Source organism: Kribbella sp. DT2 (genome assembly GCF_049844575.1).
Taxonomy (GTDB): domain Bacteria; phylum Actinomycetota; class Actinomycetes; order Propionibacteriales; family Kribbellaceae; genus Kribbella.
Map to the genome: position 1 here is coordinate 1,002,361 of NZ_JBNCLH010000001.1, position 23,980 is coordinate 1,026,340.

Genomic DNA, 23,980 nt, shown 5'->3' on the forward strand with positions numbered 1-23,980 from the left:
GGTGCAGACGGTCTTCGATCGGGACCATGACCGAGATCCAGCTGATCGGACGCCCGACGGGCTTTCCCACGGCCGACCTGTTCGAGTACGTCGAGACCGGGCCCCTCGTGGTTCGGGCCGGCACGGCGTTGGTGGAGAACCTGCTGCTGTCGGTCGACCCGTACATGCGCGAGTGCATGGACAGCGAGTGGGACCTGCACACCGCGCTGGAAGGGCGGGCGATCGGTCGGGTCGTGGAGTCGCGGACGCCCGCACTCGCGGTGGGCGACCTGGTGTTCCATCGGCAGAGCTGGCGCACGCACGCCGTCGTGACGCCCGGCGAGTGCCGCACGATCGCCGAGCTCGACGGCGTGCCGCTGTCGTCGTACCTGGGGATTCTCGGCGGGACCGGCCTGAGCGCGTACGTCGGACTGACGCGGATCGCGAGGGTCCAGCCGGGTGAGACCGTGTTCGTCTCGGCAGCCGCCGGTGGAGTCGGTACGGCGGCCGGCCGGATCGCGAAGCTGCTCGGCGCCGGCCGCGTGATCGGGAGCACCGGCAGTGCCCGGAAGGCGGAGCACCTGACGTCGGTCGTCGGGTTCGACGCGGCCTTCTCCTACCGGGCCGGGCCGATCGGGAAGTCGCTGGCTGAGGTCGCGCCCGACGGCATCGACGTGTACTTCGACAACGTCGGCGGCGACCACCTCGCCGCGGCCATCGACGTGCTGCGCCCGCGGGGCCGCGTCGCCTGGTGCGGCGCGGTCGCGCAGTACAACAGCGCGGAACCGCCGGCGGCGCCGTACAACCTCTACGACCTGGTGGAGAAAGAGATCCGGCTGGAGGGGTTCCTGGTGCGGTCGCACCGGGATGCCCAGCCGGAGCTGGAGGAGTTCCTCGTGCCGCACCTGCGGTCGGGGCGGGTGGTCTCGGACGAAACCGTCGTGGACGGGTTCGGCGCGATGGTCGAGGCGTTCCTCGCGATGCTGCGCGGCGACAACCTCGGCAAGATGCTCGTCAGAGTTTTGTGAGCCGGTTCAGGGCCTCTTCGAGGACCTCGAGCTTCTTGCAGAAGGCCCAGCGGACGAGTGGGCGGCCGGCGTCGAGGTTGTCGTAGAAGACCTGGTGGGGGATCGCGACGACGCCGGTCCGCTCGGGCAGCATGCGGCAGAACTCGACGCCGTCGGTGTGGCCGAGCGGGCGGATGTCGGTGGTGACGAAGTACGTGCCCTGGGGGCGGTGGACGCCGAAGCCGAGGGACTCCAGGCCGTCGCAGAGCAGGTCGCGGCGCTGCTGCAGGTTCGCGCGGACGCCGTCGAAGTAGTCGTTGCCTAGGGCAAGTGCTCCGGCGACGGCGGGCTGGAAGGGAGCGCCGGAGACGTAGGTGAGGAACTGCTTGGAGGTGTTCACGGCGGTCACCACTTCCGGCGTACCGGTGACCCAGCCGATCTTCCAGCCGGTCACCGAGAAGGTCTTGCCGGCACTGCCGATCGAGACGGTGCGCTCTGCCATCCCGTCGTACGCCGTGAGCGGGCGGTGCTGCCCGCCGTCGTAGATCAGGTGCTCGTAGACCTCGTCGGTGATCACCACCAGGTCGTGCTCGACGGCGATCTCGGAAATGCCGCGCAACTCGTCGTCGGTGAGTACGGTGCCGGTCGGGTTGTGCGGGGAGTTGATCAGCAGAACCTTCGTCCGCGGGGTGACCGCGGCGCGGAGCTCGTCGAGGTCGAGACGGAAGTCCGGGGCGCGCAGCGTGACCGGGACGCGGTGGCCGCCGGCCATCGCGATGCAGGCGGCGTACGAGTCGTAGTACGGCTCGAGGGCGATCACTTCGTCACCTGGTTCGACGTACGCCAGTAGCGCGGCGGCGATCGCCTCGGTGGCGCCGGTGGTGACGAGCACCTGCGTGTCGGGGTCGTACTCCAGTCCGTAGAACCGCTTCTGGTGGTCGACGATCGCCTGCCTGAGCGCCGGGATGCCGCGGCCCGGCGGGTACTGGTTGGCACCCCCGCGGATCGCGTCCACCGCCGCCTCCAGCACGGAGTCGGGCCCGTCGGTGTCGGGGAAGCCCTGCCCGAGGTTCACCGCCCCCGTCCGCACGGCAAGCGCCGACATCTCGGCAAAAATCGTCGTCCCGAGCCCGTCCAGCCGCTGAGCATGTGCACGCATACCTCGACCCTAGTACGCCGGTCCGCCCCGCCGCCCGGGGTGTCCAGGGCGGCGCGGCGGGGAGGGGGTTGGGAGGGGGCCGGTCGCCCGGGAGCGCCGCGCTTCGCGGGCGCGGCGTTCCGGGTTGCTACTTCCAGGGAGACGGCGCCGGCGGTGGAACGACCTGTGGGCGGTCCTCGCACCAGGCGCCGTTGGCCCAGCCGCCGTCGTTGCCTTGGAGGAGGCGGACTTCGAACTCCGAGGGTCCGTCGAAGTGGAACGTGCCGCAGTTGTTGATGAAGGGGGCTCCTACGTTGCGGGCGTCGACGTTTTCGAAGGTGGCGGCGCCGCCTACTCGGGCGTTGACAACGTTGGTGCCGGTGCCGTCGACCTTGATGTTCTTCACCGACACGTTGGTCAGGGAGTACTCGTCCTTGACCGGCCAGTCGACGACGAACAGGAAGGCGTTGTACGTCGAGTCGAGGAACGAGCTGTCGGTGATCTCGATCTGGCCCTGCATGTCGGACTGGAGGGCGTAGAGCCAGATCGCGCCGAGGCCCAGGTCCCAGTTGAGGTCTCGGGGGGCGCCGCGGACGGTGGTGTTGCGGGCGAAGGTGAGCTTGCCCTCGAAGGGGGTGGAGGTGAAGCGGGAGCCGGCGTGCAGCGTGCTGCCCTCGCGGATCGGATCGGCGACCAGGTTGTCGGTGACGGCGTTGTCGCGGCCGCCGTAGATGGCGATGTTGTTGGCCAGGACCGGCGTTTGGACGGTGTTGTGGTCGTAGACGTTGTTGTGGTTGACCAGCCCGGCCGCGTTCTCCTCCGACCACATCGCCAGCCCGTCGTCCCCGCTGTTGCGGACGAAGTTGTTCGTCGCCCGGACCCCGGAGACGCCCAGGTGCAGGTTCATCCCGTCGGCGATCTGGTCGACGATGATGTTGTCGCGGATCAGCAGCCCGTCCATCGGGCCGTCCAGCCAGATGCCGACCTTGGTGTGGTGCAGGTACAGCCCACGGATCGACGAACCGCCGCCGATCGCACCGCCGACACCGTTCACCTGGTCGGTGTCGATGCGTTCCCGTACGTCGCTCTCGATCGCGAAGTCGGCCAGGTGCACCCGCGTGCTGCCGCCGTCGGCGGCGTACTTGCCGTAGAACCCCGGCGCGGTGTGCACCGACTTGTCCGGCAAGGGCGATGCCAGCGGCACTACCGAACCCTTGATGATCGACCACCAGTTGCCCGCGCCCTGGATCGTCACCTTGTCGACGACGATGTGCCGGTTCACCTGGAAGGTCCCCGCCGGGATGAACACCGACCAGCCGATCTTCCGCGCCGCCGCGACAGCACGATCGATCGCCGGTGCCGCGTCGCGCCGTCCGGTCGGGTCGGCACCGAAGAGCCGGATGTCCAGCGATCGAGCAGGTGCTCGCTTAGCAGCGGCGACCAGCTCGAAATCGGCGACATCCAGCACGTACCAGGAAGCCGGCGTGTTCCGAGGGATCTCGAACCGCACCCGGTCCCCGGCGCGGTAGGTCTTGCCGAGCAGCAGCCGCTGCTCGTCGTAGAAGTGGTTCGGCCGGAACGGCTTGGTGACCGGATCGGGCTCCGGCTTCCACCAGCCCGGGATCGGGTCGACGGCCGGGTCGTTGGAGAACGGGTACATCCCGTACAGCCAGGCGTACTCCGAGGTCAGCGTCATCGTCTGCTTGCGCTTGCCGTTGACCGTGACGTCGAGCGGCGCGCGCAGCCCGCCGCCGTCCGCGGTGTCCGGGATGCTGTAGCGCAGCGTCAGCGCGTTCGCCGGCCGGGTGAGCGTGAACTCGACGTACTGACCACGCTCGGTCAGTCGTACGGCGGTCCGCCCGGACGCCTCGGCGGGCAGCGTGTAGGCCTCGCGGCCGGGGCCGATCCGCTCGCCGTTGGTGTAGGCGTTCTCGGCTTCCTGCTCGACGAACGGGACGGTCGCGCCGCGGCCCTGGACGAGGGCCGGGTCGAGTCCGGCCCTCGTCTCGCGCGGGGCCGGGCGAGGGGTGGCGGTGGCGGTCAGGGCCGATCCGGACAGCAGTGCGCCGACGACGACAGCGGTCACAACCAGGCGGCGACGGAACCTCGGGTGGTGGGACAAGGGAACCCCCTCGGACGTTGGTGCCCGGACAGTACGGCTCGCCGACGGATCGTTGCAAGATCTCGACAGCAGAAAGAAATTTCCGGGCAACGCAGCGGAGTGGGAGACTGTCAGGCGGTGAACTCGTCAGCGCTGTCCCTGGTCCTCGGTGCCGCCGTCCTGCACGCCGCGTGGAACTTCGCGGCCAAGCGTGTACGACGAGGCGGCGCGGCCTTCGTCTGGTCCTACTACACGGCCGCGAGCGTCCTGCTGCTCCCCGCGCTGGTGATCGCGCTGGTCACGACCGACGTGCACCCGAGGTGGAGCTGGCTGCTCGCGGCGTTCGTCACCGCGGTGCTGCACATCGGCTACGGGATCGTCCTGCAACGCGGGTACGACGTGGGCGACCTCTCGGTCGTCTACCCGGTCGCGCGCGGCACCGGCCCGTTGCTGTCGGTCGCGTTCGCCGTACTGCTGCTCGGTGAACGCCCTGGTGTGCTCGGCCTGGTCGGCGCCGCCCTGATCATCGCCGGCGTGCTCGGCATTAGTGGTGGCCGAAGGCAACAAACCTCCAGAGGTGGGGTGAAGGCCGGCATCCTGTACGGGGTGGCGACCGGCGCGCTGATCGCGGCGTACACGCTGTGGGACGCCTACTCGGTCACCGATCTCGCCGTACCGCCGCTGATCTACTTCGCCGTGGCGTCGCTCCTGCAGAGTCTGCTGCTCGCCCCGCAGGTGCTCAGCAAGCCCGAACCGCTACGCCTGCTCTGGAAGGAGCACAAGCGCGAGATCCTCGTCGTCGGGGTCCTGTCGCCGATCGCCTACCTGATGGTCCTGTACGCGATGCGTCTCGCACCCGTCAGCCTGGTCGCGCCGACCCGCGAGGTGAGCATCGTGCTGAGCGGCCTGGCTGCGTGGCTCGTGCTCGGTGAAGCGGGAGCGAAACGCCGGCTGGCCGGCAGCCTCGTCGTCCTGGCCGGCATCGTCGCGATCGCCCTCGCCTGAGAAGTCAGTCGGGAGTCGGCAGCTCGACCTGGGGGACCGGTCGGAGCGCCCGGAGCCAGAGCTCGGTCTGGGCGATGTGTGCCGACGCGGCCGTTGCGGCCGCGGCCGGATCCCGGTGGGCGATCGCGGCGAGGATCGCGCGATGGCCGAGGTCGCTGGTGCGTTTGATCGCGTCGAAGTCGGCGCCGGGCTCGAAGATCCGGTAGTGCCCGCCGCGCCCGCGGATCACGCCGGTGAGCGCGGTGACCGTCGGGTTGCCGCCCGCTTCGCAGATCGCGCCGTGGAACTCGGCGTCCAGGACCTGGATCTCGGTGGCGTCGGTCGTCTCTTCCAGCTTGTCGAGGATCTCGGCCAGTCGCGCGGCAAGTTCAGGATCCTGCCGGGCAGCGGCCGCCGCGGTCGCGTGCGCCTCCAGGATCCGCCGTACTTCAAGGAGTTGCAGCACACCCTCGAGCGGGATCAGGTCGACCGACAACGAGAACCGGCTGATGATCTCGGCCGGGTCCAGCGCCGAGACGTAGGTCCCCGAGCCGTGCCGGGATTCGATCACCCCCAGCGCGGCCAGCGACCGTGTTGCCTCGCGCAACGAGCTGCGGGACACCCCGAGGTGGTCGCACAGTTCCGGTTCGGGCGGGAACTTCGCTCCCGGGCCGAGCTCGCCGGACGCGATCATCTGCCGCAGACCGGTCAGCGCACGATCCGTCGCTGCCATCGCCGCCTCCTCCCCTTGCCGACGTACCGGCGGACCGACGTACCGGCGTACTGATGTTAAGTCCTCAGACCACTTACGGTCACATCTGCGGCAAGTTCTTGTCCACCCCGCGCGGATCCGGTTAATGTTCTGACAACGGTTGACCAATTCGTCTGATGTCCCCTGCTCTGGCCCACATCCCCTGAGGAGAAGCGCCATGCGTCACCGACAGATGTTCGCACCTTTGACCGCGGCGCTCGCCGCCGCCACGCTGGTGCTCACCGCGTGCGGCCCCGGCCCGGCCGAGAAGGCCCAAAGCGGTGGTGAGGTCAAGCTCCAGATGGTCGAGAGCCTGACCAACCCGACCCGCACGGCGCTGCTGAAGAAGCTGATCGCCGACTTCGAGAAGGCCAACTCCGGCGTCACCGTGCAACTGATCTCGCCGCCGACCAACCAGGCCGACCAGAAGATCCAGCAGATGCTGCAGTCCGGCAAGGGCGTCGACGTGCTGGAGGTGCGCGACACCACCGTCGGACCATTCTCGACCAACAAGTGGATCTACGACATGACGCCGGACCTGAAGGGCTGGGACGGCCTGCAGGCGCTCACCCCGAACGCGCTCGCCGTCACCCAGCAAGGCGGCAAGTCGTACATGGTTCCGTACGGCTTCTACGGCCTGTCGCTGTTCTACCGCAAGGATCTGGTCCAGCAGGCCGGCTTCAGCGGCCCGCCGAAGAGCTGGTCGGAGATGGTCGAGCAGGCCAAGAAGATCAACGACCCGACCAAGAACAAGTACGGCTACTCGTTCCGTGGCGGGCTCGGCGGCGCCGGCAACGCGATCGCGGTGATCTCCGGCTACGTGATCGACGACATCAACAAGGACAACGCGTTCAAGCTGACCAACGGCAAGACGATCTTCTCGTCGCCGAAGGCCGTCGAGGCGCTGAACCTGTACGTCGACCTGTTCAAGAACGCCTCCCCGCCGTCCTCGGTCAGCTGGGGCTACCCGGAGATGGTGCAGGGCTTCACCTCCGGGACGACGGGCTTCCTGCTGCAGGACCCCGAGGTGATCGCCACGGTCCGCGAGTCCAAGACGATCAAGGAGGACCAGTGGGGCACGGCCCCGCTGCCGGTCGGTCCGACCGGTAAGGCCGCGCAGCCGCTGGCCAACGCCGGCTGGGGTGTCGCGCAGGGCAGCGAGCACAAGCCCGAGGCGGTCAAGCTGATCAAGTTCCTCACCTCGGGCGACTCCGCGCTGACGTTCTCGAAGGAGAACAGCCTGGTCCCGATCCTCAAGTCGGCCGCCGAGGACCCGTTCTTCAAGGACGGCCCCTGGGCGTCGTACGTCGCGATGAACTCCTCGCCGGACACGTACGTCGTGGTCACGCAGCCGCGCGGCGTGCCGTGGTCGACCGAGTGGGGCAACAAGTCCGACGCCGACGTGCAGAAGCTGATCACCGGGAAGGCCCAGCCGGCCGAGATCCTGAAGGACTGGGACGAGTACTGGACCAAGAAGTGGGCCGGGAACTGAGTCCATGGCTGTGACCGAAACCCGCCCGGCCGCGAGCAACCGCCGTACGGCGGGCTCGCGGCCACCGGCCGGAGGACGGCGGCGGTTCAGTGCCCGGACGGCGCTGGTGCTGCTCGCCTTCATGCTGCCCGCGATCGTGTTCGTCGGGCTGTTCACCTACTACCCGTTGCTGAACGGCATTTCGATGGCCTTCCGCAACTACAACCTCAACGACCTGTCCGACACGTCCTGGGTCGGGCTGAAGAACTTCCGCACGCTGGTCGGCGACGAGATGTTCCGCGGCACCGTGCGCAACTCGGTCGTCTGGGTGGTCGGGTCGCTGGTACCGCAGTTCCTGATCGGGTTCACGATGGCGCTCTGGTTGCGGCGCAGGTTCCGCTTCCGGGGCGCGTACCAGGCGCTGGTGTTCTTCCCGTGGGCGGTGTCGGGGTTCCTGATCGGGATCCTGTTCCGCTGGATGTTCAACGGCGAGTTCGGCGTGGTCAACGACCTGCTGATGAAGACGCACCTGATCGACACCCCCGTGCCGTGGCTGGCCGACGCGAAGTACGCGATGGTCGCGGTGATCGCCGCGAACGTCTGGTACGGCGTGACGTTCTTCGCGATCATGATCCTGGCCGCGCTGCAGTCGGTGCCCGACGAGCTGTACGAGGCGTCCGCGATCGACGGCGCCGGCAAGGTCCGGACGCTGTTCAGCATCACGATCCCGTCGATCCGGACCACGCTCGCGCTGACCGTGCTGCTGCGGGTGATCTGGACGTTCAACTCGCCCGAGCTGATCTTCGGCATGACCGGTGGCGGTCCCGCGAACGAGACGCACATCGTCACGTCGTACATGATCCAGGTGACGCAGGAGGGTGACTACGGCCGGGCCTCGGCGATGGGCGTGATGGTGGTGTTCGTGCTGGTGCTGTTCGCGATCTTCTACCTGCTCTCGGTCCGCAGCCGAACACCGCGCACCCGACGGAAGGTGGCGGCCGGATGATTCTCGACCAAACCCTGGCCGGCAAGGTCGCGAAGTTCGCCGGGCTCGGGATCTGCCTGGTGCTCACGGTCTTCCCGCTGTACTGGATCCTGGTCACGTCGTTCAAGGACCCGGGGTCGATCTTCGCCTACCCGCTGAAGTACTGGCCGACGAACTTCTCGCTGGACAACTACACGGGCTTGTTCAAGCAGTCGAACTTCGGGGTGTTCATCGGCAACAGCCTGATCGTGTCGCTGGTCGCGGCCGCGCTGGCGACGCTGGTGTCGCTGCTGGCGGCGTACGTGCTGGCCCGGTTCGAGTTCGTCTCCAAGGGCGCGGTGATGGGCGCGTTCCTGGTCACCCAGATGATCCCCGGCTTCATCGCGCTGGGGTCGCTGTACATCCTGATGACCAGGATGTACCTGGTCGACAGCCGGGTCGGGCTGATCCTCGTGTACGTCGCGGTCTCGATCCCGCTGTGCACGGTGATGCTCCGCGGCTTCTTCGAGAACGTGCCTGCTTCCTTGGAGGAGGCGGCGATGGTCGACGGCTGCTCCCGGCTGTCAGCTCTCTTCCGCGTACTCGTCCCGGTGATGACGCCCGGCATCGCCGCGTCGTACATCTTCAACTTCGTGAACTGCTGGAACGAGCTCTTCCTGTCCGTCACGCTGCTGAACAGCGACAGCAACAAGACCGTCCCGGCCGCGCTGAACGGCTTCATCTCCAGCTACAACATCGACTGGGGCTCGATGTCGGCCGCCGCCGTGCTGTCGATCATCCCCACGATGATCCTGTTCGCCGTCGCCAGCCGCTACATCGTCCAGGGCCTGACTGCCGGCGCCGTCAAGGAGTAGAGGAACGCCGTCAGGTTGACCGCGAGGTCGTCGAACAGGGCGGCCCGGCCGGGGACGACCTCGAAGCGTTCGAGGAACTGGCGGTAACTGTCGGGGAAGGGCTTCGGCACCAGGCCGGCGGCCAGGACGTCGAAGACGCCGTCGACGCCCATGGTGTTCATCAGGCCGCGCAGGGTGGTGCCGCGGTCGGCGACCAGTTGGGCCTGGAGGTCGCGGGCGGTCGGCTCGTCGACGGCGTACAGGGTGCTCAGGTACTCGCGGATGCGGGTGTTCATCTGGTCGGCGAGGCCGGTGGACGGTGGGTAGAGGGTGTTGTCGAGATCCAGCACCCAGGTGTCCACGTGGCTGAGCATCCGGTCAGGATAGTGACAGACTGGGGGCTTCACCGACGGAGGGATAGTGGCGTGGCTACTGCGCTGGTTACCGGGCCCACGGCGGGGATCGGGCGGGCTTTTGCGGACAAGCTTGCGCGGGAGGGGTACGACCTGGTGCTGGTGGCCCGGGACGAGGGGCGGCTGAAGGAGGTCGCGACCGAGATCAGTCGGCTGCACGGGGTGGCTTGTGAGGTGCTGGCGGCAGATCTGACCGATCCGGCGGAGCTGGCCGTGGTCGAGCGGCGGTTCGTGGACGGGCCGATCGAGGTGCTGGTCAACAATGCGGGGTTCGGGCAGAAGAAGCCGTTCTGGGCCAACACGGTCGAGCAGGAGGAGAAGCAGCTCGATCTTCTCGTGCGGGTGGTGCTGCGGCTGACGCACGCCGCGGTGCTGCCGATGATCGAGCGCGGGTCGGGTGCGGTCGTGAACGTGTCGTCGGTGGCCGGGTTCGTGCCGCGCGGGACGTACAGCGCGCACAAGTCGTGGGTGACGAACTTCTCCGCGGGCCTCGCGATCGAGCTGCACGCCAAGGGCGTCGCGGTGATGGCGCTGGCGCCGGGGTTCGTGCACACCGAGTTCCACGCGCGGATGGGGATGGACAAGACGGTCATCCCGTCGTTCCTGTGGCTGGACGCGACCGAGCTGGTCGACGAGGCCTGGAAGGACCTGATGCACGGAAAGCCGGTCTCGATCCCGAGCTGGCGCTACAAGCTCATCTCGGCCGGCGCGCGTTACGTGCCGCGCACCCTGATCGCCCGGTTCTCGACCCTCGGTCTCGACGGGCGCCGCCGCGGTTGAAGGTCCTGACCTGGAACCTGTGGTGGCGCTTCGGCCCATGGGAGGACCGGGCCGCGGCGATTCTCGCCGTACTGCGGGAGGCCGACGCCGACCTGATCGCGCTCCAAGAGGTCTGGGCGCGCGACGAGCAGAACCAGGCCGGGCTGATCGCGGCCGAGCTGGGCATGCACTGGGCCTACGCGCCGCTCGCGAAGCCGGAGCTGTGGCAGCGGCGCGGCGGGGACCCGTCGGTGACCGTGGGCAACGCGTTGCTGAGCCGCTGGCCGCTCGAGGAAGCCGCGGTGCTGGACCTGCCGGGCGCCGAAGGGCGTAACGCGCTGTACGCGTTGACCGATGGAATCCCCTTCTTCACAACGCATCTGGAGGCACCGCTGCACGCCTCGGCCGTGCGCTGCGCACAGGTCCGCGCCATGGCGGGATTCGTTGCCGAACGCCCCCATTCGCACCCGCCGCTGGTGACCGGCGACTTCAACGCGGTGCCGGACTCCGACGAGCTGCGGCTGTTCGGCGGCGTCCGGACGGCGCCCGCCGTACCGGGACTGACGCTGATCGACGCGTGGGAGTACGCCGACAGCCCCGGGCCGACGTGGGACGCGGCCAACCCGTACGTCGCGAAGACGTTCAGTCCGAGCGCCCGGATCGACTACATCCATGTCGGGCCGCCGACGCCCGACGGGCTCGGGCGGGTGACCGGCGTACGGCGTACCGGTGACGCGCCGGTCGACGGGGTGTGGCCGTCGGACCACGCCGCCGTGCTCGCGGTGATCGGGAACTGAGACACCGAAACCGGCGGAATATCCGGCGCGAACCAAACCGTGCTCGCTAGCGTCCATCTGGTCGGGGAGTGACGAGCAGAAGGTTGACGAGATGTCCGTACGGGGATGGAAGTCCGTGGCCACCGTGGCCCTGCTGCCGTTGGCGCTGGTGGCGTGCGGCAGCGACAAGCCGGCAACAGGCGGTTCAGGGGAACCGGCTGCTTCGACCGACACGCCGGCGCCTAGTGTGACGCCGACCGAGACACCTTCGCCGACACCGTCGACCACACCGTCGGCGACGCCCACCGCGACACCTACCGGCGTACCCACGCCGACCAAGACTCCGGGGAAACCAGTGGAGACACCGACGCCGGTCAAGCCGGTCCGCCTGATCAACACCATGCTGCTGACCGGGGGCGAGGTCGCGAAGGGCGACCCGAAGCGCGGCTGGGCCGCGACCGCGGGCAGCGCCAGTACGCCGATCTGCGGCCGCGGGTCGACCCGCGGTGACGGAGTGCTGGGCGCGCTCAGCCGCAACTACACCAACGGGCTGGACGCGTCGGGCGGGCAGTGGCTGACCCGGTACAAGGACGCGGCGACCGCCACAGCGGCGTACGACTCGATCCTCAAGACGATCGCGTCGTGCAAGTCGGCCCGGCCGGCGCCGACGCACGCGCGCAAGATCACCGAGGACCGCGCGGTCGCGGTCGGCGACGCGACCCGGATCGTGCGCTGGTACGACTATCCGCTGCCGTCGGACCAGGGCAGCGAGGACGGCGGTTTCCCGTACGCCGTGACGCGCAAGGGCGCGATCGTGTCGGTGGTCGCGTTCCGCGAGATGGGCAAGGGCATCAAGCCGGCGAACTTCGAGGCGATCGCGCGCTCGGCGGCCGCCCACCTGGGCTGAGCGGGCCTGGCGGCCGCCGTACCGGTGCTGTGGGGGCGAGCCTGCGCGCCCCCGGCTCAGGTCGCCGGACGGAGCGCTTCGTACATGGTCTTGGCCAGCCGCGCGGCCTGCGCGTCGAGCTGGGCGGACGTCGGCCGCTGACCGGTGAAGCTGGCCGTGAAGCCCTGCTGGAAGCACGCACCGAAGACCAGCGTCGCGGCGGCCTCCAGGTCGGCGCCGCGGCGGACCCGACCGATCCGCTGCTCGGCGCGCAGGTACCGGACCAGGCCCTCCTCGGCCTTGTGCGGCCCCGCGTCCAGCTCGCCCATCCGTTCGCGATGGGTGGTGAGCAGGCTCTGGGAGGAGAACAGCGACACCAGGATCGGGAATCCCTCGATGAAGAAGTCGAAGCCGGTCCTGATCAGCCGGGTCAGGTTGGCCCGGACCGTGCTGCTGCCGACGCTCGTGGCCAGCGCCTGAAGCGTGCCCCCGAGCTCGGGCAGCCGCTCGGAGATGACGGCCAGCAGGATGGTCGACTTGTCCTCGAAGTGCTTGTAGAGGGCGGCTTCGGAGTACCCGGCGGACTGGGCGATCGCCTTGGTGGTGGCCTTGGCGTAGCCCTGCGTGCGCAGCAAGTCCGCCGCCGCGTCGAGAATCTCGTCCCTGGTGCCCATGGGCCTCATCGTAGCTTGACAGGTTAGTGAACACTCACCCACGATGGTTAGTGAGTGTTCACTAACCATCGTGAAGGGATCAGCATGAAACTCACCGTCTTCGGCGCCTCCGGAGGGATCGGCACCGAGCTGGTCCGGCAGGCGCTCGCCGCAGGACACGAGGTCACCGCGGTCGTGCGGAGGGCCGGCACGCTCGACGCCGCCGCGCAGCCCGGCCTGCGCGAGGTGGTCGCCGACGTGATGGATCCCGAGGCGGTCGCTCCGACCGTCAAGGGGCAGGACGCGGTGGTGTCGGCGCTCGGCCCGCGGGCGGGCGGCCCGACCACCGTCAACGGGGACGGCTCGGCGAGCATCATCACCGCGCTGCAGGCGACCGGCGTACGGCGGTTGCTGGTGATCAGCATGGCGGCGATCCACACCAAGGGCGACGATCCGTTCACCCGGTTCGTGGTGAAGCCGCTGCTCGGCTACTTCCTCCGGTACGGCGCGGCCGACTCGCGGCGGATGGAGTCCCAGGTCCGTGCCAGCGGGCTGGACTGGACCATCGTCGCGCCGCCGCAACTGCTCGACAAGCCGGCCAAGGGCAAGGTCCGCAGCCGCCGGGAGCGCACGGTCCCGGGTGGGTTCCGGATCACCCGCGCGGATGTCGCCGCGTACCTGCTGACCGCGATCGACGATCCGGCCGAGGTTCGGGCTACGACTTTCATCGCCAACTGAGGTCGTCGTACGACGAGTCCCGGGAAGGGGGATCCGTGCATCTGGGGATCCCCCTCGCCGGATCAGGCCAGCGCGGCGCGGATCGAGTCCGCGAGCGGGGTGGTCGGGCGGCCGATCAGGCGCGACAGGTCGCCCGGCGTACCGGCCAGGGCGCCGCGGGAGATCGCGTCGTCCACATCCGCGAGCACCTGCGCGAACCCCTCGGGAAGGCCGACCTTGATCAGCAGCGCGAGGTTGTCGTCGTGGCTGATCGGCGTGTGCACGACCGGCTTGCCGGACTGCTTCGCCACCTCGGCGGCGAACTCGCCGAACGTCCACGCGACGTCCCCGCCCAGCTCGTACGCCTGGTTGAGGTGCCCGTCGGTCCGCAGTACGACGGCCGCCGCCGCGGCGTAGTCCTCGCGCGTCGCCGTCGCGATCCGGGCGTCCGCCGTGACCCCGTTGACGACCGCGCCACGCTCGACCGCGCCGGCCAGGTCGTTGAGCAGCATCTCGACGTACCAGTTGTTGCGCAGGAACGTGTACGGCAGGCCCGAGTCGAGAATCGCCTGCTCGGTCGCGCGGTGGTCGGCGGAGAGCAGGAAGTCGGCCTTCGGGCCGCCGAAGATCCCGGTGTACGCGAGCTGCGCGACCCCGGCCGCCGTGGCTGCGTCGATCACCGCCTGGTGCTGCGGGATACGCCGCCCCGGCTCGCTGCCCGAGATCAGCAGCACCCGGTCGCCGGCGGCGAAGACCTCGTCGTACGACGCCGGCTGGTCGTAGTCCGCGATCACGACCTGAACACCCCGCTCGGCCAGGCCGGCCGCCTTCTCTTTGCTCCGGGCAACGGCCTTGATCTCCCCGGCCGGCACCCCCGCGTCCAGCAGGTCCTGGATCACCAACCCGCCCAGCAGTCCGGTCGACCCCGTCACAACGATGCTCATGTCTGTGTTCATCCTCCGGTTGAGTGCCTGTGACACTCACCGTAGTCGGGGTACTAACTATCCGAAAGTACCCACCTTGAAGTAAGGTACTGGTGTTCGAGTGAGCTGGTCTTGAGTGAGGAGGCTCTGATGACCGTCGTCCTGCCCGACCTGAACCGCGTCGGCTGCCCGTCCCGCGTGATCCTGGAGCACGTCACCAGCCGCTGGGGCGTCCTGGTCCTGGTCGCGCTGCTCGACCGCTCCTACCGCTTCAGCGAGCTTCGCCGCCACATCGGCGGCGTCAGCGAGAAGATGCTCGCCCAGACCCTGCAGGCCCTGGAACGCGACGGCTTCGTCCACCGCGCCGCGCAGCCCGTCATCCCGCCCCGCGTCGACTACTCCCTCACTCCGCTCGGCATCGAGGCCGCCACCCACGTCCGCACCATCACCGCGTGGGTCGAGTCCAAGGTCCCCGACGTCCAGTCCGCCCGCCTCCAGTACGACGAAGCTCGCACCTGATTGCTCCTTCGTCGTCCCGCCCCCTGATGACCCGGTGACCAGCGGCTTTGCCCAGCCCCTCCATCGGTGCCCTGGTCGCGAGGGGCGGAGGACCTGGATGACGTGGATCAGGTGCGAGTCTGGCTGGAGGCGGAGTGAGGCGAGGGCAGCCGTCGTCGCCGCGACAAGCTGGACAGCGAGATCGTCGAGTCCGACGCGCACGAGGAGCTCGGCTCAAGGCTGCTGGCAGCCGGGGATCTTGCCGAAGCGGAGCCGGTCCTTCGCTCGGGGCTTGCCGTCGCGGCCCGTCATCCGCTGGAGAACCGCGCGCCGCCGTACGGGCTCTGCTCTCACAGGTTCAGTTGGGCGGCGGTTTCGGCGAGGGTTTTGAGGGTGGCGGTGATCAGGGGGTGGTCGGCCCGGGCTCGGCGGGTGGCTATGAGGACTCGGCGGGTGGGGGTCGGGGGCCGCAGGGGGCGGATTGCCGCGGGGGTGGTGGGCGGCAGCGTGAGGCGGGGGACCAGGGAGACGCCGGCGTTGGCCGCGCAGAGGGCGGCTACTGAGCGGAAGTCGTCGGAGGTGTGGACGATTCTCGGCTGGAAGCCGGCTTGTTCGCAGGCGAGAAGGACCACGTCGCGGATGGGGTTGCCGACCGAGGTCATCACCCAGTCGTCGGTGGCGAGGGCGGTGAGGTCGACGTCGCCCGAGGCTGCGGGGTGATGTGGGGGGAGGACCGCGACGAAGGGTTCGGCGTACAGGGGAGTGAGGGTCAGGCGGTCGTCGTCGGTGGGGCGGGGGGAGCCTCGGTGCTCGACGGTGACGGCGAGGTCGACCTCGCCGTCGAGGAGCTGGGTGAGGGCCTGGTGGCCTTCGGCGTCCTGGACGACGAGGCGGAGGCCGGGGGTGGTTTCGCGCAGGCGTGCCAGGGACGGGGCGACCAGGAGGCTGATCGCGGTCGCGAAGGCGGCGATGCGGAGCTCGCCGGTGGCGCCGTCGGCGTACAGGCGCATCGCGTCCTCGGCACGTTCGACCTCGGTGAGGATCGTGTCGGCGTGGGTGAGTAGCAGGCGGCCGGCGGACGTGATCGCGACGCGGCGGCCGCGGCGTTCCAGCAGCTCCTGGCCGACCTCGGACTCGAGGGCGGCCAGCTGCTGGGAGACGGCGGACGGCGTGAGGTGCAGGACCTCGGCGGCCGCTGTCACGGTGCCGTGGTCAGCAAGGGCCCGCAGTACCCGCAACCTGCGCACTTCGATCACGGCGATCAGCTTCGCACACGGCCTCGCGCGGGTGCCGGGCCCACCGGAGCAGCGAGCGCAGCGGACGGCGGCGGGGCGGGACGTACGGGCGCGTTGGGCTGACCGGAACGGGATTCGCGGTGGATCTTGGGGTCGAGCTACAGCCGCGCGACCGGGCCGTCGGTGCACGACGTGATCGTCGGCCACTGCCAGGCCGCCGGGTTCACGCCGCGGATCAGTCAGCAGGGCGCCGACGTACAGACGATCGTGTCGCTGGTCGCCGCCGGGCCCGGGGTGTCGTTGCTGATCGCACCGACCCCGCCGTCGACCCGGCGGCCGTCGTCTACCGCGAGCTGTCCGACGACCTGCCGCCGTGGCGGCTCTCGGTGGCCTGGTCGCCGGCCAACCGATCGCCGGTACTACGGCAGTTCCTGCAACTGGTCGGCTGATCAGCCGAAGGTGTCCGGGTCGCCGCCGGTGCGCTGACCGGTCTCCAGGTCGGCGATCGCGGCCATGTCCTCGTTGTCCAGGGTGAAGTCGAAGACGTCGATGTTCTCCGCGATCCGCGCCGGGGTCTTCGACTTCGGGATCACCACGTTGCCGAGCTGCAGGTGCCAGCGGATCATCACCTGGGCCGGTGACTTGCCGTGCTTGCCGCCGATCTCCTTCAGTACCGGGTGACCGATCAGCTCGCCGGAGGCCAGCGGGCTCCACGACTCGGTGACGATGTCGTTCTCGGCGTGGAACGCGCGCAGCTCGTCCTGCGGCAGCGCCGGGTGCAGCTCGATCTGGTTCACCGTCGGCCGGACGTCGGTCTCGTCGAACAGCCGGTGCAGCGCCGGGAGGTGGAAGTTGGAGACACCGATCGCGCGGATGCGCTGCTCGGCGTACAGCTTCTCCATCGCCTTCCAGGTGTCGACGTACTTGTCCTGCTTCAGGCACTGCCAGTGGATCAGGTACAGGTCGACGGTCTCCAGGCCCAGGTTGGCGACGCTCTTGTCGAAGGCCCGCAGGGTCGAGTCGTAGCCCTGGTCGTGGTTCTGCACCTTGGTGGTGACGAAGAACTCGTCGCGGGGCAGGCCGGAGGTCGCGATCGCGCGACCGACGCCCGCCTCGTTGCCGTAGGCCGCGGCCGTGTCGATGTGCCGGTAGCCGGCCTCGACGGCGGCCTCGACGACACCGGTGACGATCCCGTCCTCGACCTGCCAGACGCCCAGGCCCAGCTGGGGGATCTCGACGCCGTTGTCCAGAGTGATCGTGGGGACTGTGCTCATCTGTCTATTTCACTGGGCGCGGGGTCTCCAGCCCAGTCATCCGACGTGTGACAACAACCTCATCAACTGGCCGTAACCACCGCGTAGGTCTTCGCATCGGGCTCGAGAAACCGTAGTAACGCCTCGCCCTCACGCTCCAGCGCGGTCTTCACCCGCTGGGCGACGGGCTCGAACGGGGTCAGCGTGAGAGTCGCCACAGCGCGCTTCTTCTCGGCCGTCCACAGCCCGGCGACCTGCCCGTCGACGAGGTACGTCGCCTTCACCCGCAGGTTTTTCGTGAACACCGCCGGGCGATAGGCGTCGGCTATCACCCGTTCGCGTTTGGCGTGCGCGAGCAGCAGGTTGTCGAACTCGGGCAGGAACCGCACCGGGGCTGGGGTCTCCGGATCGGGGCGCGGAGCGGTCGGTACGTCGTACAGCGTGCGCCCGTTCTCGTCCTCGAAGCGGTCCAGCTCGGCGGCCTCGAAGACGGTTTTCGCCGACGGCAGGCCCGACCAGGTCTGGAAGTCGGCCGGCGTGGCCGGGCCGAAGGCGTCCAGATATCGGATGACCAGCTCGTCCGGTACGGCGCTCAGGGACGGCTTGCGGCCGATCCACTGCTCGGCCGGGGTGAACCGCGCGTTCGCCGGCCAGCCCCAGCGGGTGTCGGTCGGGTACATCACCAGCGGCACCATCATCCGCGTGCAGAACCCGAGGGCGCGGTCGTTCACCGCCGGGAACTGCTCCTGCAGCGCGTCCCGCACCTGCGTGAACGTGAGCGGTTCCTTCGCCAGCAGCTTCCGCGCCGCCGCGACCACCTTCGCCGGCTCCAGCCCTTCGCCGCGTTCCTTCAGCAGCTTCAACCCGGCCTCGAGCACCGGCGCCAGCGTGGTCCGGAACCGCAGGTAGTCCTCGGCGGTGACCAGGTGCAGCGTCCCGCGGAACAGCGTCGCCCGTACGACGTCGCGCGCCTCGACCGCCGCCGTCAGGTCCGCGTCGACGAACCCGTCGAGCCGCGTCCACAACCCGACGTACGGATGCTTCGGCTCCTGCCCCTGCATCCCCGCCAGCCGCCGCACCGCCTCAGCCGGCCCGACCCCGGCCCGCTCCAGCAACAGCTGCCGGCTCAACGTCGCCCGATTGATCGCCTTCGCACTCAGCACCACCATGACGGCATCCTGCCGGATCCCACCGACAATCCCGTACGGCGAACCGCTCAGACCTCACGGACCTCGGTGCCCGCCGCGCGGTCGGCGTACGTCGGGCGGTTGCGGATTATGGCGGCGGCCTGCGCCCCGAGGGCGAGGTAGGCGCCGGCGGCGAGGAGCGAGCCGCGGCGGGTGTTGCCGGAGCGGAAGTCCCAGACGGCCTGGTGGCCGAGCTCCCACGGGACCGCGGTCTTCAGTGCGGATCGTACGAGCGCCTGTCGGAAGGTGGGGCCGGAGCCGGAGGCCGCGTCGTGGACGGCGAGGCCGAGTGCGCGCTTGCCGGGGCTGCCGCCGGTTGCGTCGGCCACGGCCAGCGCGCACGACAGCGGCACGGTGACACCGGCCGCGACCATCAGCCGCAGCGTGGCCGGGTCGGGGTCACGGCGTTCACCGACGGGTTGGCGGGATCGGCGTAGCAGCGTCACGGCGGCCAGGACGCCGAGCGCGCCGGCCAGGGCCGAGTAGTCGATCACGGTGGCCAGACCTCGGCGGGCGGTGTGCATGCCGGTCATCGTAGCGGCCGGGAAATAGCCGGTGCTGAGAAAACCCTGAGGAAGTATCAGACTTTCCGTCGGCTTTTCGCGCTGCTCGAAAAGGTAGCGGAAAAAAATGTGATGTGTAGTTCGTCAAATGAGCGTTTGATGATGCCCGGTTAGTCCAGCGTAGCTGACCAAAAGTAATCATTGAGAAGATCTCACTATTCGAACGTGATGCGACCAATGCCCCCGGCAAGTGGCTGATTCTGCCTTGTGTGCAGGGCTTTCCGCTGGGTCGTCGCGCCCGGCGCCGGACGCGTGAATGTCGCTTTCAGTCATCGTCGGGCGTCACGAAAAATTCATACCGCAGGCCGTTCCCGGCCGCCGGAACGGCTGTTAGCGTCTGCCCCCAACGGTGACCGGAACGGGGTCCGGCCCGTTGAATTATGAACGGTTCACCGAGGTTCGCCGGGGAGGAAAGAGCCGTGGGGATGCAGATTGCCGAGACGTCGTCCGGTGCCGGCCTGGCCCGGTCCGGACCGGTCGTGCGGGTGTCCGGGGTGAGCAAGTCCTTCGGCCCGGTCGCCGCTCTGCGCGGGGTCGACCTGGAGGTCGTTCCCGGCCAGGTGTACGGCGTGCTCGGGCCGAACGGCGCCGGCAAGTCCACGCTGCTGCGGATCCTGCTCGGCCTGGTGCGTCCCGATGCCGGTGAGGTGCGGGTGCTGGGCGCCCGGCCGGGCAGTCCCGAAGCGTTACATCGTACCGGCGCTCTGATCGAGACGCCGGCCTTCGTGCCGCACCTGTCCGGCCGGACCAACCTGGAGGTCCTGTCCCGGGCCGCCGGGCTGCCCCGGACGGAGGTCGACCGGGTGCTCGAGGTCGTCGGTCTGCGCGACCGCGGCGGCGACCGGTTCGCCGGCTACTCGCTCGGGATGGGCCAGCGGCTCGGTGTCGCGGCCGCCCTGCTCGGCAGCCCGCCGCTGCTCATCCTCGACGAGCCGACCAACGGCCTCGATCCCGAAGGCGTGGCCGGCATGCGCACGCTGATCCGCGACCTGGGTGCCGCCGGGAGCACGGTGCTGCTGTCGTCCCACCTGCTCGGCGAGGTGCAGCAGATCTGCGACCGGGTGGTGGTGATCGACCGCGGTCTGGTGATCGCCGACGACACCGTCACCGCGATCCGCAACCGGCCGGGCGGCGGCGCACTGGAGCTCTGGGCGAGTCCGTCGGCCCAGGCACGGTCGGTGCTCGCCGAGTACGCCGGGACGGAGCCGACCGAGGTCGGCGAGCCCGACGAGCGCCACTGGCGGGTCGCCCCGGCACCCGACGACGTTCCCGGCCTGGTCCGCGCCCTCGTCACGGCCGGCGTCGACGTCCACGAGATCCGCCGCGAGAAGCAGAGCCTGGAGGGCGTGTTCTTCGCGCTCACCGAGCACGAGGACAGCGAGAGCGACCCACGCCGGACCGGCGGGATGGGGGTGACGGCATGATCGACGCGGTCTCGTCCGAGCTGCTGCTGATGCGCAAACGCCTTGCCCCGTTGGTGATCGGGCTGGCCTGGGTGCTGATGGTGATCAGCTTCGCCTTCGCGATCCCGTACATCGTCTACAGCGTGCTCGACCCGGCCGACCCCAGCCGTGGTGGGCTGCTCGAAATACTGCTGCCCGCGGAGGTCGGCGCCACATCGCTGAGCAGCTACCCGCTCTTCGGCGGCGCGATCATGCTGATCCTCGGCGTGCTGGTGACCGGTTCGGAGTACCGCTGGAGCACCTGGACCGCTCGCCTCACCCAGGGGCCGAGCCGGACCCAGGTCGTGCTCGCCAAGCTCGTCGTCGGAGTCCTCGCGGCGACCGCGATCGCCGTCGCGGCCTCGCTCGCCTCGGTCGTCGCCGCGGCTGTGATCGCCGCGGTCGAGTCGCAGCCGGCGGACTGGCCGGGAGTCTCCACGCTGCTCGCGTCCGTCGGTGCCGCGGTGCTGATCTCCGCCGCCTGGATGAGCGTCGGTGCCGTGCTCGGCGTCCTGTTCCGCGGAACGAGCGTGGCGCTCGCGGTCGGCCTGCTCTGGACGCTCGGACTGGAGAACGCGGTGTCCGGTCTCGCCACGATCCTCCCCGCGCTCGAACCGGTCCGCACCGTGCTGCTCGGCTCCGCGAGCGGCTCGGTCGTCGCCGGGCTCGGTGCACCGACCCAAGGCGACGGCGGCACCCCTGGCGTCGTCGACTACCTGTCCCCACCGGTTGCCGTCGTCGTCCTGCTCGCGTACCTCGTGCTCAGTACGACGCTCGCCGTGCTCCTGATCCGCCGCCGGGACGTGACCTGACCCCGGCCCCGCCCACCACGACCCGGCCGTCGCCGGGCCCCCACCTCGGGTTCGCACTGAGCCCGAGTCCCGCCCCCACCTCGGCGTCCAGCCGATTCCGCCCCCACCTCGGGCTCGTACCGAGCCCGAGTCCCGCCCCCACATCGGGCTCACACCGAGCCCGAGTCCGCCCCCAGCTCTGCTTCCGCCTTCCCGAGGAGCTTCGCGATGTCTCAGCCCGACCAGCTCGCCCGTCCGCGGCTCCGCCAGGACGTCGCTTTCCTGCAGACCCTCGAAGGGGTCTACGTCCGCGGCCACGACGGCGCCTTCGTGATCCGCGGCGCGGGGGCCTACCAGTACCTGTCGGCACTACTGCCGCACCTGGACGGCGGCAGCACGATGGCCGAGATCGTGGCCGGTTTGCCCGACGCGCACGCGACGGCGGTCCGCAACCTGCTCGGCACGCTGGCCCGGCGGGGTGTAGTGCTCGATGGTCCGGACCCGCGGTCGTCGCTCGACCCCGAGCTCAGGACCAAGTACGCCGGCCAACTGGCGCTGCTCGACCACTACGGCGACGACGGCACCGGCTTCGCCCGAGCGGCCGCGGCCCGCGTTCTCGTGGTCGGCTCCGACCAGCAGGCCACCGCCACCCTGGCCGCCGCCCTGACGGCCAACGGCGTCGGCAGTACAGGATCGGTGCTCCAGGCAACAACCATCGACCCGGCCGAACTGACCGCAACACCCACGAGCCCACCCACCGGGAGCCGCCACCCGGCGGACGGAAGCCCTCACCCAGCCGACGGAATCCCCCGCCCGGCGGACGCGCTCGCCAACGCGGCCGACGCGAGCACCCGCCCGGCATTCGACCTGATCTGTCTGGTTTCCCTCGACGGACCTGACCCCGAGCTCTTCACCCTCGCCGACGCCGCCCGGGCCGCCGGCGTGATGTTCGTGCCGCTCCTCCGTGTCGGCGACCGCTTCGTCTGCGGTCCCCTCCAGGCCGACGGCGCCTCAGCCCGGTCCGCCCTGCTGCGGATGAGCGACAACGCCGTGCCCGGCGTCGAATGGATCTGGCAAGCAGCAGTCGCCGGGCGGTCCGCCGTACCGGCCCAGTCCGTCCTGCCCAGTACGGCGACCTCGCTGGCGGTCAACCTGGCCGGCTTCGAGCTGTTCAAGGTGCTGACCGGCCGGATCGACGGCGACCTCGACGGCCATGTGATCGTGATCGACCCGCTCCGCCTGACGGCAAGGACCGAACCGCTCGTGGCCCACCCGGCGGTCCCGGCCGACGCCGTACGCCATCCCGCGGGCGAGGTGGGGGAGGTCCGCTCGGAGGTCGAGGCGGCGTACCGCCGGTACGACTCGGTGGTCGCCGATCACGTCGGCGTCTTCCGGCGCTTCGACGACGACGCGATGCCACAGATCCCGGTCAAGACGGCGGTCCTGCTCGCTCCGAACCCACTGGTCCGCTTCGGCGTCGAGACCGTGCTGGAGGCGAGGCTCGCCGCGCTGGAGGAGGCCGCGGCCAGGTACGCCGTGGAGATCGCCCGTCGTACCAATTCCTTGCCTGAGGCAATCACCACCGCGGAGACGATCACGTCGGGCCGCCTCGAAGGCCACCTCGGTTCGAGCCAAGCCAAGTCCCGCCTGGTCGCCGCCACGGACTACGCGACCGACCGGCCGCTCGCCATCGAGCAGGCCGCGGTCCTGGCCAGTTCGGCGGATCGCAACGCCGCCGAGTTCGAGCCGACGACCATCGGCGTCCAGGCAGCGCCGACGCTCGCCGAAGCACGGCGGCGGGGCCTGTTCGAGGTCGCGGCCGCTGCTGCGACCGCAGCGGTGGTCAGGGCCGAGGTCGGTGTCCAGGTGGTCGGCGACGAGCTGCTCGCCGAGGTGCTGGCGACCGCGGACGAGGGCCAGCGGCTGTCCATGCTCCTGCGTGAGCTGACCGAAGAAGGCTGCCAGGTGCGGCTCTTCCACGCCGACGCCGCGCTCCCGGTCGCTGTGGCTGTCGTCCGCGAAGGCGGTGAGGACCTCCGGACCGCTCGTGCGGCCGCGTCCTGGACCGCGGCCCTCGAGGAGTTGCTGCTGGAGCTGGTCGGCCGGCGGCAGATCGCCGGTACGTCGTACGCCGGCCACCGGCCGCCGCTCACCGGCGACCTGGAGGCGGCGCTGCTCGGCGGCCCGGCCGCCGGGGTCGACCAGCTGACGCGGTCCGTCGACGAGGCGGCCGCGCTCGCCGTACTGGCTGAACGGGGGTACGCCGTGGCGGTCGCCGAGCTGACTCCGCCCGACCTCGCCGGTGTCACCGCGGTGGCCCGGTGCCTGCTGTTCCGTTCGTCCACCGATCTGGAGGAGTCCCGATGATCGACCTCACCACCGAGCTGCTCGGCCTGGAGACCGCGACCTTCGAAGTGGAGGAGATCGCCGACGCCGGGCAGGACAACGCGGCCTGGTGCAGCTCCAGCACCAGTACGTCGAGCTGCTCGTCCTGCAGCACGTCGAGCTGCTGCGGCTGTTCCAGCTGCAGCTGCAGCAGCACCAGCTGACGACGGTCGGCTGCCCTGGATTCCGCCACCGGCCACGGTGGCGGTCCGCCCGGAACGGAGAGGGGGTGACCACATGGTTCTCAGCG

At 69.7% G+C, this 23,980-nt stretch carries 25 protein-coding genes; 15 read left to right on the top strand and 10 right to left on the bottom strand.

The features are described 5' to 3' along the window. The first annotated feature begins 26 nt into the window (after nucleotides 1-26). Nucleotides 27-1,007 (top strand): NADP-dependent oxidoreductase, encoded by a 981-nt coding sequence (locus ACLQ2O_RS04790; RefSeq protein WP_425827563.1) that lies wholly within the window; start codon nucleotides 27-29, stop codon nucleotides 1,005-1,007. Here the strand turns inward: ACLQ2O_RS04790 and ACLQ2O_RS04795 are convergent. Together ACLQ2O_RS04795 and ACLQ2O_RS04800 are read right to left on the bottom strand one after the other, a co-directional pair. After that, entirely contained in the window at nucleotides 994-2,145 is a 1,152-nt protein-coding gene (locus ACLQ2O_RS04795) for a pyridoxal phosphate-dependent aminotransferase (RefSeq protein ID WP_425827565.1), read from the bottom strand. The two genes, ACLQ2O_RS04790 and ACLQ2O_RS04795, sit on opposite strands and share 14 nt — an antisense overlap. Before the next feature lie 127 nt (nucleotides 2,146-2,272). Further along, a complete protein-coding gene (locus tag ACLQ2O_RS04800) occupies nucleotides 2,273-4,210 on the bottom strand; it encodes a glycosyl hydrolase family 28-related protein (protein ID WP_425827567.1) in 1,938 nt (645 codons plus the stop codon). A gap of 153 nt (nucleotides 4,211-4,363) precedes the next feature. Here ACLQ2O_RS04800 and ACLQ2O_RS04805 point away from each other — a divergent pair, with 153 nt between their 5' ends. Continuing rightward, nucleotides 4,364-5,230 carry an EamA family transporter gene (locus ACLQ2O_RS04805; protein WP_425827569.1) on the top strand — a complete coding sequence of 289 codons (867 nt, stop codon included), beginning with the start codon at nucleotides 4,364-4,366 and terminating at the stop codon, nucleotides 5,228-5,230. Between the two features lie 4 nt (nucleotides 5,231-5,234). On the opposite strand, the gene ACLQ2O_RS04810 is transcribed toward ACLQ2O_RS04805, so the two are convergent. After that, nucleotides 5,235-5,942 carry a FadR/GntR family transcriptional regulator gene (locus ACLQ2O_RS04810; RefSeq protein ID WP_425827571.1) on the bottom strand — a complete coding sequence of 236 codons (708 nt, stop codon included), beginning with the start codon at nucleotides 5,940-5,942 and terminating at the stop codon, nucleotides 5,235-5,237. 196 nt (nucleotides 5,943-6,138) lie between these two features. Here ACLQ2O_RS04810 and ACLQ2O_RS04815 point away from each other — a divergent pair, with 196 nt between their 5' ends. Genes ACLQ2O_RS04815 through ACLQ2O_RS04825 form a run of 3 tightly spaced genes read left to right on the top strand, consistent with a single transcriptional unit; the run spans nucleotide 6,139 to nucleotide 9,270 of the window. Further along, nucleotides 6,139-7,452 (top strand): ABC transporter substrate-binding protein, encoded by a 1,314-nt coding sequence (locus ACLQ2O_RS04815; RefSeq protein ID WP_425827573.1) that lies wholly within the window; start codon nucleotides 6,139-6,141, stop codon nucleotides 7,450-7,452. A gap of 4 nt (nucleotides 7,453-7,456) precedes the next feature. After that, on the top strand, nucleotides 7,457-8,437 hold the full coding sequence (locus ACLQ2O_RS04820; RefSeq protein WP_425827575.1) for a carbohydrate ABC transporter permease: 981 nt from the start codon (nucleotides 7,457-7,459) through the stop codon (nucleotides 8,435-8,437). Further along, nucleotides 8,434-9,270, top strand: coding sequence for a carbohydrate ABC transporter permease (locus ACLQ2O_RS04825; RefSeq protein ID WP_425827577.1), 837 nt, complete (start codon nucleotides 8,434-8,436; stop codon nucleotides 9,268-9,270). The genes ACLQ2O_RS04820 and ACLQ2O_RS04825 overlap by 4 nt, the downstream gene beginning before the upstream one ends. Here ACLQ2O_RS04825 and ACLQ2O_RS04830 read toward each other — a convergent pair. Beyond that, a complete protein-coding gene (locus ACLQ2O_RS04830) occupies nucleotides 9,228-9,623 on the bottom strand; it encodes a hypothetical protein (RefSeq protein WP_425827579.1) in 396 nt (131 codons plus the stop codon). The two genes, ACLQ2O_RS04825 and ACLQ2O_RS04830, sit on opposite strands and share 43 nt — an antisense overlap. 51 nt (nucleotides 9,624-9,674) lie before the next feature. Between ACLQ2O_RS04830 and ACLQ2O_RS04835 the strand changes: the two genes are divergently transcribed. The 3 genes from ACLQ2O_RS04835 (at nucleotide 9,675) to ACLQ2O_RS04845 (ending at nucleotide 12,104) form a co-directional block, all read left to right on the top strand. After that, a complete protein-coding gene (locus ACLQ2O_RS04835; protein WP_425827581.1) occupies nucleotides 9,675-10,442 on the top strand; it encodes an SDR family NAD(P)-dependent oxidoreductase in 768 nt (255 codons plus the stop codon). Continuing rightward, complete coding sequence (locus ACLQ2O_RS04840; protein WP_425827583.1) at nucleotides 10,439-11,218, top strand: endonuclease/exonuclease/phosphatase family protein; 780 nt, start codon at nucleotides 10,439-10,441, stop codon at nucleotides 11,216-11,218. Before ACLQ2O_RS04835 ends, ACLQ2O_RS04840 begins: the two co-directional genes overlap by 4 nt. A 91-nt stretch (nucleotides 11,219-11,309) precedes the next feature. Beyond that, the gene (locus ACLQ2O_RS04845) at nucleotides 11,310-12,104 is read left to right on the top strand and encodes a hypothetical protein (RefSeq protein ID WP_425827585.1); all 795 of its coding nucleotides are present in this window, start codon (nucleotides 11,310-11,312) and stop codon (nucleotides 12,102-12,104) included. 56 nt (nucleotides 12,105-12,160) lie between these two features. On the opposite strand, the gene ACLQ2O_RS04850 is transcribed toward ACLQ2O_RS04845, so the two are convergent. Further along, on the bottom strand, nucleotides 12,161-12,757 hold the full coding sequence (locus ACLQ2O_RS04850; protein WP_425827587.1) for a TetR/AcrR family transcriptional regulator: 597 nt from the start codon (nucleotides 12,755-12,757) through the stop codon (nucleotides 12,161-12,163). A gap of 84 nt (nucleotides 12,758-12,841) precedes the next feature. Here ACLQ2O_RS04850 and ACLQ2O_RS04855 point away from each other — a divergent pair, with 84 nt between their 5' ends. Beyond that, nucleotides 12,842-13,474 (top strand): NAD(P)-dependent oxidoreductase, encoded by a 633-nt coding sequence (locus ACLQ2O_RS04855; protein ID WP_425827589.1) that lies wholly within the window; start codon nucleotides 12,842-12,844, stop codon nucleotides 13,472-13,474. A gap of 62 nt (nucleotides 13,475-13,536) precedes the next feature. Here the strand turns inward: ACLQ2O_RS04855 and ACLQ2O_RS04860 are convergent, their stop codons facing one another. Next, the gene (locus ACLQ2O_RS04860; protein ID WP_425827591.1) at nucleotides 13,537-14,397 is read right to left on the bottom strand and encodes an SDR family oxidoreductase; all 861 of its coding nucleotides are present in this window, start codon (nucleotides 14,395-14,397) and stop codon (nucleotides 13,537-13,539) included. Between the two features lie 129 nt (nucleotides 14,398-14,526). Here ACLQ2O_RS04860 and ACLQ2O_RS04865 point away from each other — a divergent pair, with 129 nt between their 5' ends. Continuing rightward, entirely contained in the window at nucleotides 14,527-14,895 is a 369-nt protein-coding gene (locus ACLQ2O_RS04865; protein ID WP_425827593.1) for a winged helix-turn-helix transcriptional regulator, read from the top strand. Between the two features lie 329 nt (nucleotides 14,896-15,224). Here the strand turns inward: ACLQ2O_RS04865 and ACLQ2O_RS04870 are convergent, their stop codons facing one another. After that, complete coding sequence (locus tag ACLQ2O_RS04870; protein ID WP_425827595.1) at nucleotides 15,225-16,130, bottom strand: LysR family transcriptional regulator; 906 nt, start codon at nucleotides 16,128-16,130, stop codon at nucleotides 15,225-15,227. A 126-nt stretch (nucleotides 16,131-16,256) separates the two neighbouring features. Between ACLQ2O_RS04870 and ACLQ2O_RS04875 the strand changes: the two genes are divergently transcribed. Continuing rightward, nucleotides 16,257-16,595 carry a hypothetical protein gene (locus ACLQ2O_RS04875; RefSeq protein WP_425827597.1) on the top strand — a complete coding sequence of 113 codons (339 nt, stop codon included), beginning with the start codon at nucleotides 16,257-16,259 and terminating at the stop codon, nucleotides 16,593-16,595. Here the strand turns inward: ACLQ2O_RS04875 and ACLQ2O_RS04880 are convergent. The 3 genes from ACLQ2O_RS04880 to ACLQ2O_RS04890 form a co-directional block, all read right to left on the bottom strand. Continuing rightward, entirely contained in the window at nucleotides 16,559-17,383 is an 825-nt protein-coding gene (locus ACLQ2O_RS04880; protein ID WP_425827599.1) for an aldo/keto reductase, read from the bottom strand. The genes ACLQ2O_RS04875 and ACLQ2O_RS04880 overlap by 37 nt on opposite strands. A 62-nt stretch (nucleotides 17,384-17,445) precedes the next feature. Continuing rightward, nucleotides 17,446-18,531 carry a winged helix DNA-binding domain-containing protein gene (locus ACLQ2O_RS04885; RefSeq protein ID WP_425827601.1) on the bottom strand — a complete coding sequence of 362 codons (1,086 nt, stop codon included), beginning with the start codon at nucleotides 18,529-18,531 and terminating at the stop codon, nucleotides 17,446-17,448. A 47-nt stretch (nucleotides 18,532-18,578) separates the two neighbouring features. Beyond that, entirely contained in the window at nucleotides 18,579-19,073 is a 495-nt protein-coding gene (locus ACLQ2O_RS04890) for an RDD family protein (protein WP_425827603.1), read from the bottom strand. A gap of 464 nt (nucleotides 19,074-19,537) precedes the next feature. Here ACLQ2O_RS04890 and ACLQ2O_RS04895 point away from each other — a divergent pair, with 464 nt between their 5' ends. The 4 genes from ACLQ2O_RS04895 (at nucleotide 19,538) to ACLQ2O_RS04910 (ending at nucleotide 23,894) form a co-directional block, all read left to right on the top strand. Continuing rightward, nucleotides 19,538-20,536 carry an ABC transporter ATP-binding protein gene (locus tag ACLQ2O_RS04895; RefSeq protein WP_425829069.1) on the top strand — a complete coding sequence of 333 codons (999 nt, stop codon included), beginning with the start codon at nucleotides 19,538-19,540 and terminating at the stop codon, nucleotides 20,534-20,536. Further along, nucleotides 20,533-21,366 (top strand): ABC transporter permease subunit, encoded by an 834-nt coding sequence (locus ACLQ2O_RS04900; RefSeq protein WP_425827605.1) that lies wholly within the window; start codon nucleotides 20,533-20,535, stop codon nucleotides 21,364-21,366. The genes ACLQ2O_RS04895 and ACLQ2O_RS04900 overlap by 4 nt, the downstream gene beginning before the upstream one ends. A gap of 207 nt (nucleotides 21,367-21,573) precedes the next feature. Next, the gene (locus tag ACLQ2O_RS04905; protein WP_425827607.1) at nucleotides 21,574-23,712 is read left to right on the top strand and encodes a hypothetical protein; all 2,139 of its coding nucleotides are present in this window, start codon (nucleotides 21,574-21,576) and stop codon (nucleotides 23,710-23,712) included. Further along, on the top strand, nucleotides 23,709-23,894 hold the full coding sequence (locus tag ACLQ2O_RS04910; RefSeq protein WP_425827609.1) for a hypothetical protein: 186 nt from the start codon (nucleotides 23,709-23,711) through the stop codon (nucleotides 23,892-23,894). Before ACLQ2O_RS04905 ends, ACLQ2O_RS04910 begins: the two co-directional genes overlap by 4 nt. Nucleotides 23,895-23,980 lie beyond the last annotated feature (86 nt).